Here is a 13,835-nt window from a genome sequence, read left to right on the forward strand (position 1 = left end):
TGTGTTCGATTCTATGCCACCGAACTGACCCTCCTCCAGGACGAGTTCGGCGCCGGCACCGCGCGCAGCGTCACGGCGCGGGAGCCGATCCGCCCCGATCCACGGGACCGGAGGCCCGAGCACGGAGCCGTGGCACGCAGCCAGGGCCGGGTCGGGCAGCCGGGGCCGGGCCGGGCGGCGGGAGATCGGGCCGCAGCCGGGATCGGGCCGGGCGGCCGGAGCCGGGCCGGGCGGCGGGAGACCGGGCCGCGCCCGGACCCGATAGCGTCGCTCCGCATGACCGGGACCGGCACGGAGATCACCTCGGGTCTCGTCCGCGATCTGCTGCACGACCAGCATCCGGACCTCGCCGGGCTGCCGCTGCGCGAGGTCGAGGGCGGCTGGGGCAACCAGATGTGGCGCCTCGGCGACGACCTGGCCGTGCGCATCCAGCGCATGGACACCGATCCCGCTCCCCAGCTCAAAGAACGTCGATGGCTGCCCGTGCTCGCCCCGCGGCTGCCGCTGCCGATCCCCGTCCCGGTGCGCGAGGGTGCGCCCTCCGAGCGGTCGCACCGGATGTGGACGGTCGTGACCTGGGTACCGGGCCTGCCGCTGGACCGCGGGGAGATCACCCGGCCCGGGCACGCGGCCGACACGCTGGCGGCGTTCCTCCGGGCGCTGCACGTGCCGGCCCCGGCCGACGCGCCGGCCGACACCGGCCGCGGCGCGCACCCACGCGACGCCACGGCCGGCTTCGAGCAGTTCCTCGGCGCCGTGGACGGGCTCGGCGACACCGCCGCCGAGGTCCGGGCCGTCTGGACCGACGCCGTCGCGGCCCCGGCGTGGGACGGGCCTCCGGTGTGGGTGCACGGCGACCTCCACCCCGCGAACGTCGTCGTCGCGGACGGGACGCTCGCCGGCGTCGTCGACTTCGGCGAGCTGTTCGCCGGGGACCCGGCGACGGACCTGGCGGCCGCCTGGGTGCTGCTCCCGGCCGGTGCGGCGCGACGGTGCCTCACCGCCTACGCCGCCGCCGACGGGGCGACGGTCCGGCGCGCCCGCGGGCTGGCCGCGCTGCGGTGCCTGTTCCTCGTGCTGATGGGACAGAACGGGGACCGCGGCCTGCCCGGCGGCAAGCCGGGATGGGGCCCGGTGGGCCGGGCCGCGCTCGACCGGGTCCTGGGCCCCGGGACGGACCGGCCCCACCGGTAGGGACCGCCGGGCCCCTCAGAACAGGCGCATGTCGTTCGACGTCATCCCGCGCAGCTCGTCGTAGTCCACCGTCACGCAGCGGATGCCCCGGTCGGTCGCCAGCGTCCGGGCCTGCGGCTTGATCTGCTGGGCGGCGAACACGCCCTGCACCGGGGCGAGCAGCGGGTCGCGGTTCATCAGCTCCAGGTACCGGGTGAGCTGCTCGACGCCGTCGATCTCCCCGCGGCGCTTCACCTCGATCGCGACGTGCCCGCCGCCGGCGTCGCGGCAGAGCAGGTCGACCGGGCCGACGGCGGTCATGTACTCCCGCCGGACCAGCGTCCAGCCGTCCCCGAAGGTCTCCGGGTGCGCGGCCAGCAGCTCCTGCAGGTGGGCCTCCACGCCGTCCTTCACCAGGCCGGGGTCGATCCCCAGCTCGTGCGACGAGTCGTGCAGCACCTCGTCGAGGGTGATCACGAGCGACTCGTCGGCCTTGTTGCGGACCGTCCAGACGCCCGGCTCCTCGGTGAGCCAGCACGGCGGCGACATCCAGTTCAACGGCTTGTACGCGCGGTCGTCGGCGTGCACGCTCACCGACCCGTCCGCCTTGACCAGCAACAACCGGGGGGCCATCGGGAGGTGGGCGGTCAGCCGCCCGACGTAGTCCACCTGGCAGCGGGCGATGACGAGACGCACCCGGGTCACTGTATGAGGGGTGCGATCGGCCACGCTGGGCGGGTGATCGAGCAGACCTCGACCCGCCGGGTCTACGCGAACAGCTGGATGACCGTCCGGGAGGACGACGTCCGCCTGCCCGACGGCAGCACCGGCATCTACGGCGTCGTCGACAAGCCCACCTACGCGCTCGTCATCCCCCGGGACGAACGCGGGCACCTGCACCTCGTCGAGCAGTTCCGCTACCCGGTGCGGGCCCGGCGCTGGGAGTTCCCCGCCGGCACCGCGCCCGACCGGGCCGACACCGACCCGGCCGAGCTGGCGGTGCGCGAGCTGGGCGAGGAGACCGGGCTCGTCGCGAGCACCCTGACGTTCCTCGGGATGCTCGACGTCGCGCCCGGCATGTCCAGCCAGCGCGGGCACGTCTACCTCGCGAGCGGCCTGACCGCCGGGGAGCCACGTCGCGAGCACCAGGAACAGGACATGCGCGCGGCCTGGTTCTCCCCCGCCGGGTTCGAGGACATGATCCGCCGGGGCGAGCTCACCGACGCCCAGACCCTGGCCGCGTACACCCTGCTCCGGCTGCACGACGGCCGCTGACGCCGGTCGGCGCCGGAGCCGGCGTCAGATCAGCACCGGCAGCTCGTCGACCCGGCTGAACCCGGGCCGGGGCGTCCAGGTGACGTCACCGGCCGGGATGGCGAGTCGCAGGTCCGGGAACCGCTCGTGCAGCATCCGCAGCGCGACCTCGCCCTCCTGCCGGGCCAGCGCCGCACCCAGGCAGTAGTGGATGCCCTGGCCGAACCCGACGTGCCCCTCACCGCGCCCGGTGTCGCGGCGCACGTCGAGCTCGTCGGGACGGTCGTAGGCCCGCGGATCGTGGTTGGCCGGCAGCAGCCCCGCCATCAGCGGCGTGCCGGCCGCGACCGCCACACCGCCGATCTCGACGTCCTCGGTCGGGTACCGGAACTGGGTGAACTGCACCGGCCCGCGGAACCGCATCAGCTCGTGCACCGCCTGCGGCCAGCGCTCCGGCTCGGCCCGGAGCACGGCGAGCTGATCGGGATGGGTGAGCAGGGTGTACGCGCCGTTGGAGATCAGGTGCGCCGTCGTCTCGTGACCGGCGACGACCAGCGCGAAGATCATCGTCACCATCTCGGTGTCGGTCAGCCGGTCCCCGTCCTCCTGCGCGTCGATCAGGGCCGTGATCAGGTCGTCCGCCGGTTCCGCCCGGCGGGCCGCGACGAGTTCCTGCACGTGGTCGACGGCGGACCGCAGCACCCCGGGGATCCGGGTCGGGTCCATCGAGGTCAGCACCCGGCCCCACTCGTGCCACTGCGCACGGTCGGACTCCCCGACCCCGACCAGCTCGCAGATGACGGTGATCGGCAGCGGGTAGCCGAACGCCTCGACGAGGTCGACCGGACGGCCGTCGGCCCCGTCCTCCGCGATCCGGTCCAGCAGCGCGGCGGTGATCTCCTCGACCCGCGGGCGGAGCGTCTGCACCCGGCGCACCGTGAACGCCCGCGACACCAGCTTGCGCAGCCGGGTGTGGTCCGCGCCGTCGGTGGTGAGGATGTTGCGGCTCATGTAGGGCAGCAGGTCCTCGGTGATGTTCATCTGGGCCAGCATCCGGTCGCGCATGTTCTCGCCGCCGACCAGCTCCGGGTCGGTGACGAAGCGCGGGTCGGTGAGCACCGCACGGACCTCGTCCTGGCGGGTGACCAGCAGCGCGGGCGGCGTCCCGAGCAGCGAGATGCCGACGACCGGCCCCTGCTCACGCAGCCGCCCGTAGCCGGCGTAGGGATCGGCGACGAGGTCCGGCGCCATGAGGTCGTGGACGTCGCCGGTTCCGGTGGTGGTCATGGCGGTTTCCTCTCCGTGGTGGTCCGCGTCCGGTCTCACCGGACGCGGCGGCGCAGTTCGGTGTCGAGGTGCTCGGCCAGCGGGCGGTAGAGCCCCGCGACCCGCTCGCCGAGCGCGGCGGACGGGGGCGGTGCTGCGGCGGTGCCGTCCAGGCCGGTGGTGAGGACGGACCGCACCGCCCGTTCCAGCAGGGCGATGCGCCGGTCCGCGTCGGTGGGGGCGAACGCCGTCTGCTGCCCGGCCGCCTCGGACATCCCGGTCAGGACGAAGAAGCCGTAGGTGACCGCGCCCCAGGTGTGGATCTGGTCGTCGACACTCGTGTCGGTGTCGACGAGCCCGGCGTCGCGCAGCGCGCCGAAGTGCTCCCGGACCACCGTGTCCCGGCGGCCGGCCAGCTCGCCGAGGGTTCCGGCTGCCTCGTGGGCCAGCCGGCCCAGCACCTCGGCGTCACCCAGGTACATCGCCCGGGTGACGGCGTCGGCCTGCATCCGCTCGTAGATCAGCGCGATCATCCGCCACGGCAGGACGAACTCCGGTTCCGCCGCCATCCGGTCCGCGAGATCGGCGAACAGCCGCCGCTGGGACCGCAGCACCACCGTCAGCAGCAACGCGTCCTTGGTGCGGACATGCAGGTAGACCGTCCCCTTGCCGACCCCGGCCCGGCGCGCGACGTCCTCGATCGTCACCCGCCGGTAGCCCTGGCGCACGAGCAGCTCAGCCGCCGCGTCGAGCACGCGGTCCATCCGGTCGTCGCCGGTGCCGGCGGCCTCGCTCGTGACTCGATTGACGGATCCGGTCATGTGGTCACGGTAGCTCCCGGTATCCCGCATGTCGAGATACCGTCGCCCCATGTCCGACTACGAGCACCTGCGTCTCGAGCAGGACGGCGACACGGTCCGGATCACGATGAACCGCCCGCACCGCCGGAACTCCCTGACCGAGGACCATCTCCGCGAGCTGCTGCACGCGTTCGAGACGACGGGCCGCGGCGACGCGACCGGGATCGTGCTCGCCGGGGAGGGGAAGGCGTTCTCCTCCGGGCACGACTTCGCCGACGTCGCGGAGCGCGACCTGGCCCGGGTACGGGAGCTGCTGCGCCTGTGCACCACCGTCATGCGCACCGTGCAGGAGGTGCCGCAGGTGGTGATCGCCAGCGTGCACGCCACCGCGTGGGCCGCGGGCTGCCAGCTGGTCGCGTCCTGCGACCTCGCGGTGGCCGCCGAGTCGGCGACGTTCGCGCTGCCCGGCGGCAAGGGCGGCTGGTTCTGTCACACCCCCGCCGTGCCCGTCGCCCGCTCGGTCGGCCGTAAGCGGCTGATGGAGCTGGCGCTCACCGGTGACGCGATCGACGCCGCGACCGCAGCCGACTGGGGGCTCATCAACTACGCGGTCCCGGACGCCGAGCTGGACGCCCGGGTCGACGATCTGCTCGCCCGCGCGACGCGGGGCAGCCGGTTGTCCAAGGCGGTCGGGAAGCAGACGCTCTACGCACAGCTCGACCGCCCGGAGGCCGACGCGTACGGCGTGGCCGCCGAGGTCATGGCGTCCATGTCGCAGTCCGGCGGCGCGCGCGAGGGCATGGCGGCGTTCCTGGGCAAGCGCGCCGCGGTCTGGCCGGACTGAGCGCTGCCCTAAGCTCGGCCGGACCGTGAACCCCGTGCAGCCCATGACCCGACTCAGCCGGCGCCGCCTGTTCGGCGCCGCCGCGGCCGTCGGTGGGCTCACGCTGCTGGCCGGGTGCGGCCGGGAGGACCCCGATCCGCTCGTCCGCCTGCGGTCCGGCGGCGACGTCGTGATCGGGCTGTCCGGCGAGCGCCCGTTCGGCTACACCGACAGCTCCGGACGGCCGACCGGGGAGAGCCCGGAGGTCGCCAGGGCGGTCGTCGCCGAGCTGGGCGGGAACGGGCTCGTCGCCGTCCAGACGGCGTTCGACGAGCTGGTGCCCGACCTGCTCGACGGCCGGTTCGACCTCATCGCGGTCGGTCTCACCGTCACGCCGCTGCGCTGCCAGCAGGTCGCGTTCTCGCGTCCGGACTACGTGGCGCGGACCGGTCTGGTCGTCCCGGTCGGCAACCCGCTCGGGCTCCAGACGCTGGCCGGGGTCCGGCGGTCCGGCGCGACGCTCGGGGTGCTCTCCGGGGCCGCCGAGCAGGAGTACGCACTCGCGGCGGGCATCCCGAGCTCGCAGATGGTCGTGTTCGACGCCCAGAGCCAGCTCGTCCAGGGGGTGGCGGGCGGCCAGGTGGCGGTCGGTGCGCTCACCCGCATCTCGCTGCTGGACGAGGTGCGCCGCAACGCGGGGATCGCGGTCGAGGTGACCAGGGGGTTCGAGCCCGAGGTCAGCGGCCGCCCGGCGGTGGGCGCCGGGGCGTTCGCCTTCCGGCCCGCCGACTCGGGGTTCCGCGCGGAGTTCGACCGGGGGCTGGGCGCGCTGCAGGCGTCCGGGCGCTGGCTGGAGATCGTCCGCCCGTTCGGCTTCACCGACGGCAACCTCCCGCCGCCCGGCCTGACGATCGATGACCTCTGCGCGCGGACCCCCGACTCCTGACCCGTCCGCCGCGCGGGATGCGAGGATCCCGGTCATGGTGTTGCGCATCGCCGGTCTCCCGGTGCCCGGCCCGTCGGACCTGATCTCCGGCGCGGCCTCGGTCGTCGACCGGACCGGCGAGCTCGCCGGGGCCGTGGTCGCGCTCCCGGCCCGTGCGGGTGAGCTGCTCGACGAGGTCGGTTCCCTGGTCGGCCGGATCGGCACGATCGCGACCCGGGCGGAGACGCTGCTGGACCGGGTCGACGGCGTCGTGGACCGGGCCGAGGGCCTGATCGGGACGGTCGAGTCGGTGGCCGCCGAGGCGAAGGACGTCGTCGGCCGGGTCCGCCCGGTCGCGGACCGTGCCGACGAGCTGGTCACCCACGTCTCCACCGTCGCCGGGGACGCCGACGGACTCATCACCCGCGTCTCGACGGTCGCCGACGACGCCGGAGGACTCATCACGCGGGTCTCCACCGTCGCCGACGACGCCGGGGGGCTCATCACCCGCGTCTCCACCGTCGCCGACGACGCCGGCGGGCTGGTCGAGCGGGTCTCCGGTGTCGCCGGGGACGCGGACGTCCTGGTCCGCACGGTCACCACGGTCAGCGAGCGGGCCGGGGAGCTGATCGGGCAGGTCGAGCAGGTGACGGGAGCGGCCACCGGCGTGGTGGACCGGGCCGGGGCCGTCGCCGAGCGGGCCGGGACGGTCGTCGAGAGCGCCTCGGGGACCAGCGACCGGGCCGGTGCCCTGCTGGACCTCTACGGGCCGCTCGCCGAGCGGGCGGCGCCGCTGGCCACCCGCTTCGTCGACGAGCTCTCCGAGGAGGAGGTGCACGCCGCGATCCGGCTGGTCGACCAGCTCCCGGTGCTCACCGAGCACCTCGACGACGACATCCTGCCGATCCTCGCCACCCTGGACCGGGTCGGTCCGGACGTCCACGAGCTGCTCGACGTGCTCAAGGAGGTGCGGCAGGCGATCGTCGGCATCCCGGGGTTCCGGCTGCTGAGCCGCCGGGGCAGCGGCAAGGAGGACGAGTGAGCGGCCCGGTCTAGGTGTCCTGCTCGGCCAGGCCCTGCGCCTGCCGGATCAGCGCGACGATCTCGCCCATCATCTCGGTGAGCCGGAAGTTCTTCGGCGTGAACACCGCCGCGACGCCGCCGGCGCGCAGGCGCTTCTCGTCCTCGGGCGGGATGATCCCGCCGACGACGACCGGGATCTCCCCGGCCCCGGCCTCGCGCAGCCCCCGCACGACGGCGGGCACCACCTCCAGGTGCGACCCGGACAGCACCGACAGGCCCACCGCGTGCACGCCCTCCTGCACCGCCGCCGCGACGATCTGCGCCGGCGTGAGCCGGATGCCCTGGTAGACGACCTCGAAGCCGACGTCGCGGGCCCGGACCGCCACCTGCTCGGCGCCGTTGGAGTGCCCGTCCAGGCCGGGCTTGCCGACGAGTATCCGCAGCCGCTGCCCCAGCTCGTCACCGGCGGCCCGCACCTGCTCGCGCACCTCCGCGATCTCCACCGCACCCTCGCCGGAGGTGCTCGCCCCGGACACCCCGGTGGGGGCCCGGAACTCGCCGAACACCTCCCGCAGCGCGCCGGCCCACTCGCCGGTGGTCACCCCGGCCTTGGCGCAGTCGATCGAGACCTGCATCAGGTTCCGCTCGGTCTTCGCCGCGTCCCGCAGGGCCCGCAACGCCTCGTCCGCGGCGTGCTGGTCGCGCCCCGCGCGCCACGCCCGGACCGCCTCGACCGCGGACCGCTCGGTCTCCGGGTCGACGGTGAAGATCGCCTCGGCGCCCTCGGCCTGCAGCGGGCTGGGCTCGGTCGTGGAGAACCTGTTGACGCCGACGACCACCTCCTCACCGGACTCCAGCCGGCGTCGCCGCTCGGCGAGCGAGTTCACCAGCTCGCCCTTCATGTAGCCGGCCTCCACGGCGGCGACCGCGCCGCCCATCTCCTGCACCCGGTCGATCTCGGCCCGGGCGCCCTCGACCAGCTCGGCGACCTTCGCCTCCACCACCCGCGAGCCCTCGAAGAGGTCCTCGTACTCCAGCAGGTCCGTCTCGTAGGCGAGCACCTGCTGCATCCGCAACGCCCACTGCTGGTCCCACGGCCGGGGCAGGCCCAGCGCCTCGTTCCAGGCCGGCAGCTGCACGGCACGCGCGCGGGCGTCCTTGGACAGGGTGACCGCCAGCATCTCCAGCACGATCCGCTGCACGTTGTTCTCCGGCTGCGCCTCGGTCAGCCCGAGCGAGTTGACCTGCACCCCGTAGCGCAGCCGGCGCGCCTTCGGGTCCTCGACGCCGTAGCGCTCCCGGGTGATGTCGTCCCAGAGCCGCGCGAACGCGCGCATCTTGCACATCTCCTCGACGAACCGCAGGCCCGCGTTGACGAAGAACGAGATCCGCCCGACGACGTCGCCGAAGCGCTCCGGCGGGACCTGACCGGAGTCCCGGACCGAGTCCAGCACCGCGATCGCCGTGGACAGGGCGTAGGCGAGCTCCTGGGTCGGCGTCGCCCCGGCCTCCTGCAGGTGGTAGCTGCAGATGTTGATCGGGTTCCACTTCGGGATCTCCGACACCGACCAGGCGACCATGTCGGTGATGAGCCGCAGGCTGGGCCCCGGCGGGAACACGTAGGTGCCCCGCGACAGGTACTCCTTCACGATGTCGTTCTGGGTGGTCCCGGCGAGCTTGCGCCGCACCTCGGCGTAGTCCAGGCCCGTCTGCTCGGCCTGCTCCTCGGCGACGGCGACGTAGAGCGCGAGCAGCCACATCGCCGGCGCGTTGATCGTCATCGAGGTGTTGGCCTCGGCGACCGGGATCCCGTCGAACAGGGCGCGCATGTCACCGAGGTGGCTGACCGGCACGCCGACCTTGCCGACCTCGCCCCTGGCCAGCTCGTCGTCCGGGTCGTAGCCGGTCTGCGTCGGCAGGTCGAAGGCCACCGACAGTCCGGTCTGTCCCTTCGCCAGGTTGCGCCGGTACAGCTCGTTGGTCTTCGCCGCCGACGAGTGCCCGGCGTAGGTCCGGATCACCCAGGGGCGGTCGCGCTCACGATCGGTCGGGTACGGCACCGGAACCTCCGTGTCTGCTCAGCCGGCGGCGGTGCCGGAACTGTCACGCCGATACAGACTACTGGCGAGTAGCTTGCGGCGGGGAACCGATCGTCCCTCGTCACACCGTTCTGCGCAACAAACTACGCGCTTCGCGCGGGAAACCACGCGCTTGACCGGTTCACACCCACCCGACGGCCAGGGCGGGCCACCACACCGGGTGCGACCATCGGGGGGTGGATCTCGACGTCGTACCCCGGCTGGGCACCCTCGTCGGCCTGGTGGTGGTACTCGTCGCGATCGGCCTGCTGCTGCGCTGGACGTTCGGGCACCAGCGGAACGTGACCCTGCCCACCGACGATCCGGACGACCCGGTCGCCACCGGTCTGCTGACCGAGGTCTCCCGGGTGCCCGGTGAGGCGGCGGCCCAGGTGCTACGGGCCCGGCTGCGCTCCGCCGGGATCCGGTCGACGATCGCCCGGGGCGACGACGAGCGCGGCGGCTACGCCCTGCTCGTGTTCGACAAGGACGTGCCGGACGCGAAGGTCGTGCTCAGCCGCGGCGCGCTGGAGTGAGACTCAGGTGACCCGGTGGTACCGGGCGTCGACGAAGCAGAACACGCCGTAGCAGGCGATCCCCAGGCCCACCGCCACCAGCACGAAGACACCGTAGGGCTGGTCGCGCAGCGCCTTGAGCGCCGAGTCCAGCCCGTTGGCCCGGGACGGGTCGAAGGTGAGCGCGGCGACGCCGAGCAGCACGCCCAGCACGCCGATCGCCACCCCCTTCGCGATGTACCCGGCCTGCCCGGACCGCGCGTTGAGCCTGCGGATACCGGAGGGGGCGCCGGAGAGGTCCTGGTCCTCCAGGAACGCCTTGTTCCAGCCCTGGTACACCATCACCCCGCCGCCGATCAGCACGCCGAGCCCGACGAGCGCGGTGATGATCTGGCCACCCGGGAGCCCGAGCAGGCCCGCGGTGGCCTGACCGCCGCCGCCGGAGGAGGCGCGGCCCTGCACCGCCGTCGTGCCGGCCGCGACGGCCAGCACCGCGTAGACCACGGCCTGACCGGCACAGACGGCCCGCTTGGTGAGCTGCTTGGCCCGGCTGCCGACGTAGCCGAAGCCCCACACGGCCGACACCGAACGCCAGACGACCACGGCGACGAACCCAACGACGAGCACCCACAGGAACACCCGCCCGATCGGCTCCGCCGCGATCGCACCGAGCGCCCCGTTCTGGTCGGCCTGACCACCCGAGCCCAGCGCGACCTGCACGGCCAGCCAGCCGATCAGCAGGTGCAGCACGCCGTTCGAGGCGATCCCGACCCGCGCGGCGACCCGCACCGGCGTCGAGTGTGCGGCGTCCCGCGCCCCGCGCCCGGCCTTGCGGCTGGCCCGGGACACGTCCGCGGCATCAGGGGTGCTCACCATGACCGGCCTCCTCGTCACCGCCCTGCCCCCACGGCCCGGTCCGGCGTTGCGCGCAGCCTGCCACGAACGAGTGACCCCCGCACCACGAAGCCCTCCCGTCTCCGCACTCATGGAGCTTCGGCCCGGCCACACGAGGCCGAAGCTCCATGAGTGCCACGGGGCGGGGTGCGCGGGGGCGGGGAGCGGGGGCGGTGCGGGGATGGGGTGCGCGGGGACGGGGCGGGGGCGTCAGCGGTCCGGTTCGCCGGCCACCCGGCTGATGTCCGCGCCGAGGGCGGACAGGTTCTCCACGAAGCGCGGGTAGCCCCGGTCGATGTGCGCGACGTCCCACACCTCGGTGGTCCCCTTCGCGCACAGCCCGGCCAGCACGAGACCGGCGCCGGCCCGGATGTCGCTGGCCCAGACCGGCGCCGACGACAGCTCCGGCCGCCCGCGGACGACGGCGTGGTGCCCGTCGGTGCGGGCGTCGGCGCCGAGGCGCACCATCTCGTCGACGAAGCGGAACCGGGCCTCGAAGACGTTCTCCGTGATCATCGACGTGCCCTCGGCGACGGCGGACAGCGCGATCGCCATCGGCTGCAGGTCGGTCGCGAACCCGGGATAGGGCAGCGTCACGAAGTCCACGGCCTGCGGCCGCCCCGGCATCGCGACGGAGAACTCGTCGCGACCGGTGGTGATCTCGGCGCCCGCGGTGCGCAGCTTGTCCAGCACCAGGTCGATGTGGTGCGGGTCCACCCCGCGCACGGTCACCTCCCCGGAGGTCATGACCGCGGCGAAGGCCCAGGTGGCTCCGACGATCCGGTCGCCGATCACCCGGTGCGTCGTGGGCTGCAGCCCGGTGACGCCGTGCACGGTCAGCGTCGAGGTGCCGACGCCCTCGAGCTTCGCCCCCATCTGCTGCAGCATCACGCAGAGGTCGACGATCTCGGGTTCGCGCGCGGCGTTGTCGATGACCGTCGTCCCGGACGCGAGCACCGCGGCCATCAGGATGTTCTCGGTCGCACCGACGCTCGGGAAGTCCAGCCAGATCTGGGCGCCGTGCAGGTCCTGCGCGGACGCGGTCACGCTGCCGTGCTCGATGTCGGTCGTCGCACCCAGCTTGCGCAGGCCGTTCTGGTGCATGTCCAGCGGCCGGGAGCCGATCGCGTCCCCGCCGGGCAGCGGGACGACCGCCCGCCGGCACCGCGCCACCAGCGGCCCGAGCACGCAGACCGAGGCCCGCAGCCGGGACACCGAGCGGTAGTCCGCCTCGGCGCCCGGGTCGGCCGGCACGTCGATGTGCACCGTCGCACCCTCGATCGCGACCGTGCAGCCCAAACTGCGCAGGACGTCCGCCATCAGCGGCACGTCGAGGATCTCCGGACAGTTCTCGAGCGTCGTCCGGCCCTCGGCGAGCAGGGCTGCCGCCATGAGCTTGAGCACGCTGTTCTTCGCCCCGACGACGTCGACGGACCCGTTCAGCCGGGCCCCGCCGCGGACCGCGAAATGCTCCACCACGGCGAGAACCGTAACGGTGCGGCCCACCGGGCGGCCCCACACCCCGACCGGGGTGAACGCCCCGCGCCGTCCGGCGCAGCGCACGGGACGGTCGCCGCGGGACGGGCCTCTACCCTGTCGGGATGGCGGTACACCTGACGCGGATCTACACGAAGACCGGCGACGACGGCACGACGGCACTCGGCGACTTCAGCCGGGTCCACAAGACCGATCCCCGGCTCGCGGCCTACGCCGACACCGACGAGGCGAACGCCGCGATCGGCGTCGCCGTGACCGTCGGGGGGCTCGCCGAACGGGTGATCGGACCGCTGCGGCAGATCCAGAACGACCTGTTCGACGTCGGGGCGGATCTCTGCGCACCGATCGTCGAGAATCCCGAGTACCCGCCGCTGCGGGTCACCGAGGGGTACGTCACCCGCATCGAGGGCTGGTGCGACGAGTTCAACCCGGAACTGCCGAAGCTGAACTCCTTCGTCCTGCCCGGCGGGACGCCCGGTGCCGCCTACCTGCACGTGGCACGAACGGTCACCCGCCGCGCCGAACGGTCGGTGTGGGCGTTGATGGCCGCCGACGCGGAGCGGACGAACCCGCTGACCGCGCAGTACCTGAACCGGCTCTCGGACCTGCTGTTCATCCTGGGCCGGGTCGCGAACCCGGACGGCGACGTCCTGTGGCAGCCCGGCGGGCCGCACGGCGCGGCCGCGGGCGGGACCGGCTGAGCCCGGAGCCGCCCTGGGCCCCGGATCAGCACGGCTCAGGAGGCTTCGCGGAAGCCGTTGCGCCCCGGCGGGGTGGCCTCGATCCAGGCCAGGAACCCGGTGCGGACGTCGGAGGACATCGCGAGCTCCACGTCGCCCTCCCGGCCGCCCGGGATCCGTGCGTGGAAGCGGAGCACCTCGACCGCCATCGGGATCGCGAACTCCTCCGAGCGGTGCGGCGGGCGCCGGTCGACGATCTCCAGCTGGGCCCGGTCCAGGACGACGGTCGGGCCGATCCGGAAGCTGGTCAGCCGGTACCAGGCGAACCGCTCACCCTCGTAGCGGCCGACCCCGAAGTGCCAGTCCGTGACAGCGAAACGGCGGCGCAGACACAGGTCCACGCCGCCGTTCCGCATGAGTCGCACCCGCCGTACGGCGAGCCAGACCAGTGGGACGACCAGACACAGCAGCAGAACCCCGACGATCGCCGCGACGAGTTCCACCACCGTGTCCGGCCCCCGGTCGCTAGTTGGCCTCGGCCGCGCGCAGCCGGACGTCGGCCCGCGCTATCGCCGCCTTGCCGTCGTCGGTCGACTCGTCGGCGCCGTCCCGGGCCCGCCGGGCCCGGTCGACGTCGATCTCGTCCGACTGCTCGGCGAACTCGGCCAGGATGGACACCCGCTCGGCCGACACCGACAGGAACCCGCCGTGCACCGCGATGGTGCGCTTCGAGCCGTCGGTCGAGTCGATCCGGACGATCCCGGCCTCCTCGAGCTGGGCCAGCATCGGCTGGTGGCCGGGCAGGATGCCGACCTCGCCGACGGTGGTGCGGGCGAGCACGAACCGTGCCTCGCCCGACCACAGCCGACGCTCCACGGAGACCAGCTCCACGGTCATCTCAGCAGGC

The 13,835-nt window shown here is 73.7% G+C and carries 15 protein-coding genes; 7 read left to right on the plus strand and 8 right to left on the minus strand.

The features are described 5' to 3' along the window. The first annotated feature begins 276 nt into the window (after positions 1-276). Positions 277-1,194 carry an aminoglycoside phosphotransferase family protein gene (locus AFB00_RS04635; protein ID WP_068796196.1) on the plus strand — a complete coding sequence of 306 codons (918 nt, stop codon included), beginning with the start codon at positions 277-279 and terminating at the stop codon, positions 1,192-1,194. Between the two features lie 15 nt (positions 1,195-1,209). On the opposite strand, the gene nucS is transcribed toward AFB00_RS04635, so the two are convergent. Beyond that, on the minus strand, positions 1,210-1,869 hold the full coding sequence (gene nucS, locus AFB00_RS04640) for an endonuclease NucS (RefSeq protein ID WP_068800010.1): 660 nt from the start codon (positions 1,867-1,869) through the stop codon (positions 1,210-1,212). 87 nt (positions 1,870-1,956) lie between these two features. Between nucS and AFB00_RS04645 the strand changes: the two genes are divergently transcribed. Beyond that, positions 1,957-2,448, plus strand: a complete 492-nt coding sequence (locus AFB00_RS04645; RefSeq protein WP_442965861.1) for an NUDIX domain-containing protein — start codon at positions 1,957-1,959, stop codon at positions 2,446-2,448. Between the two features lie 24 nt (positions 2,449-2,472). On the opposite strand, the gene AFB00_RS04650 is transcribed toward AFB00_RS04645, so the two are convergent. Together AFB00_RS04650 and AFB00_RS04655 are read right to left on the minus strand one after the other, a co-directional pair. Next, positions 2,473-3,714, minus strand: coding sequence for a cytochrome P450 family protein (locus AFB00_RS04650; RefSeq protein WP_068796198.1), 1,242 nt, complete (start codon positions 3,712-3,714; stop codon positions 2,473-2,475). A gap of 35 nt (positions 3,715-3,749) precedes the next feature. Continuing rightward, positions 3,750-4,514 carry a TetR/AcrR family transcriptional regulator gene (locus AFB00_RS04655; protein WP_068796199.1) on the minus strand — a complete coding sequence of 255 codons (765 nt, stop codon included), beginning with the start codon at positions 4,512-4,514 and terminating at the stop codon, positions 3,750-3,752. 49 nt (positions 4,515-4,563) lie between these two features. Here AFB00_RS04655 and AFB00_RS04660 point away from each other — a divergent pair, with 49 nt between their 5' ends. From AFB00_RS04660 to AFB00_RS31340, 3 genes are read left to right on the plus strand one after another with little or no spacing between them, the layout of a single operon-like run. Continuing rightward, positions 4,564-5,337: an enoyl-CoA hydratase-related protein gene (locus AFB00_RS04660; protein WP_068796200.1), complete on the plus strand. Its 774-nt coding sequence runs from the start codon at positions 4,564-4,566 to the stop codon at positions 5,335-5,337. Between the two features lie 43 nt (positions 5,338-5,380). After that, positions 5,381-6,262: a transporter substrate-binding domain-containing protein gene (locus AFB00_RS04665; protein WP_068796201.1), complete on the plus strand. Its 882-nt coding sequence runs from the start codon at positions 5,381-5,383 to the stop codon at positions 6,260-6,262. Positions 6,263-6,296: 34 nt separating this feature from the next. After that, positions 6,297-7,283 carry a hypothetical protein gene (locus AFB00_RS31340; protein ID WP_083275267.1) on the plus strand — a complete coding sequence of 329 codons (987 nt, stop codon included), beginning with the start codon at positions 6,297-6,299 and terminating at the stop codon, positions 7,281-7,283. A gap of 10 nt (positions 7,284-7,293) precedes the next feature. Here the strand turns inward: AFB00_RS31340 and AFB00_RS04675 are convergent, their stop codons facing one another. Beyond that, a complete protein-coding gene (locus tag AFB00_RS04675; protein WP_068796202.1) occupies positions 7,294-9,324 on the minus strand; it encodes a protein meaA in 2,031 nt (676 codons plus the stop codon). 215 nt (positions 9,325-9,539) lie between these two features. On the opposite strand from AFB00_RS04675, the gene AFB00_RS04680 reads away from it, so the two are divergent. After that, a complete protein-coding gene (locus tag AFB00_RS04680; RefSeq protein WP_068796203.1) occupies positions 9,540-9,878 on the plus strand; it encodes a hypothetical protein in 339 nt (112 codons plus the stop codon). 3 nt (positions 9,879-9,881) lie between these two features. Here AFB00_RS04680 and AFB00_RS04685 read toward each other — a convergent pair whose 3' ends face one another. Together AFB00_RS04685 and murA are read right to left on the minus strand one after the other, a co-directional pair. Further along, positions 9,882-10,733 carry a DUF1206 domain-containing protein gene (locus AFB00_RS04685; RefSeq protein WP_068796204.1) on the minus strand — a complete coding sequence of 284 codons (852 nt, stop codon included), beginning with the start codon at positions 10,731-10,733 and terminating at the stop codon, positions 9,882-9,884. Between the two features lie 228 nt (positions 10,734-10,961). Next, positions 10,962-12,230 carry a UDP-N-acetylglucosamine 1-carboxyvinyltransferase gene (gene murA / locus AFB00_RS04690; protein ID WP_068800012.1) on the minus strand — a complete coding sequence of 423 codons (1,269 nt, stop codon included), beginning with the start codon at positions 12,228-12,230 and terminating at the stop codon, positions 10,962-10,964. Positions 12,231-12,352: 122 nt separating this feature from the next. Between murA and AFB00_RS04695 the strand changes: the two genes are divergently transcribed. After that, positions 12,353-12,949, plus strand: a complete 597-nt coding sequence (locus AFB00_RS04695; protein ID WP_068796205.1) for a cob(I)yrinic acid a,c-diamide adenosyltransferase — start codon at positions 12,353-12,355, stop codon at positions 12,947-12,949. Positions 12,950-12,984: 35 nt separating this feature from the next. Here the strand turns inward: AFB00_RS04695 and AFB00_RS04700 are convergent, their stop codons facing one another. Beyond that, positions 12,985-13,431 (minus strand): DUF2550 domain-containing protein, encoded by a 447-nt coding sequence (locus AFB00_RS04700; RefSeq protein ID WP_068800013.1) that lies wholly within the window; start codon positions 13,429-13,431, stop codon positions 12,985-12,987. A 22-nt stretch (positions 13,432-13,453) separates the two neighbouring features. Then, on the minus strand, positions 13,454-13,825 hold the full coding sequence (locus tag AFB00_RS04705; protein WP_068796206.1) for a F0F1 ATP synthase subunit epsilon: 372 nt from the start codon (positions 13,823-13,825) through the stop codon (positions 13,454-13,456). Between the last annotated feature and the right edge of the window lie 10 nt (positions 13,826-13,835).

Source organism: Pseudonocardia sp. HH130630-07 (assembly GCF_001698125.1).
Classification (GTDB): Bacteria; Actinomycetota; Actinomycetes; order Mycobacteriales; family Pseudonocardiaceae; genus Pseudonocardia.

What these genes read in the sequence shown, in the direction of transcription:
- AFB00_RS04635 (WP_068796196.1), top strand. Translation starts at nt 277, where the DNA reads ATGACCGGGACCGGCACGGAGATCACCTCGGGTCTCGTCCGCGATCTG.
- AFB00_RS04645 (WP_442965861.1), top strand. Translation starts at nt 1,957, where the DNA reads ATGACCGTCCGGGAGGACGACGTCCGCCTGCCCGACGGCAGCACCGGC.
- AFB00_RS04650 (WP_068796198.1), bottom strand. Translation starts at nt 3,714, where the DNA reads ATGACCACCACCGGAACCGGCGACGTCCACGACCTCATGGCGCCGGAC.
- AFB00_RS04655 (WP_068796199.1), bottom strand. Translation starts at nt 4,514, where the DNA reads ATGACCGGATCCGTCAATCGAGTCACGAGCGAGGCCGCCGGCACCGGC.
- AFB00_RS04660 (WP_068796200.1), top strand. Translation starts at nt 4,564, where the DNA reads ATGTCCGACTACGAGCACCTGCGTCTCGAGCAGGACGGCGACACGGTC.
- AFB00_RS04665 (WP_068796201.1), top strand. Translation starts at nt 5,381, where the DNA reads ATGACCCGACTCAGCCGGCGCCGCCTGTTCGGCGCCGCCGCGGCCGTC.
- AFB00_RS31340 (WP_083275267.1), top strand. Translation starts at nt 6,297, where the DNA reads ATGGTGTTGCGCATCGCCGGTCTCCCGGTGCCCGGCCCGTCGGACCTG.
- AFB00_RS04685 (WP_068796204.1), bottom strand. Translation starts at nt 10,733, where the DNA reads ATGGTGAGCACCCCTGATGCCGCGGACGTGTCCCGGGCCAGCCGCAAG.
- AFB00_RS04695 (WP_068796205.1), top strand. Translation starts at nt 12,353, where the DNA reads ATGGCGGTACACCTGACGCGGATCTACACGAAGACCGGCGACGACGGC.
- AFB00_RS04705 (WP_068796206.1), bottom strand. Translation starts at nt 13,825, where the DNA reads ATGACCGTGGAGCTGGTCTCCGTGGAGCGTCGGCTGTGGTCGGGCGAG.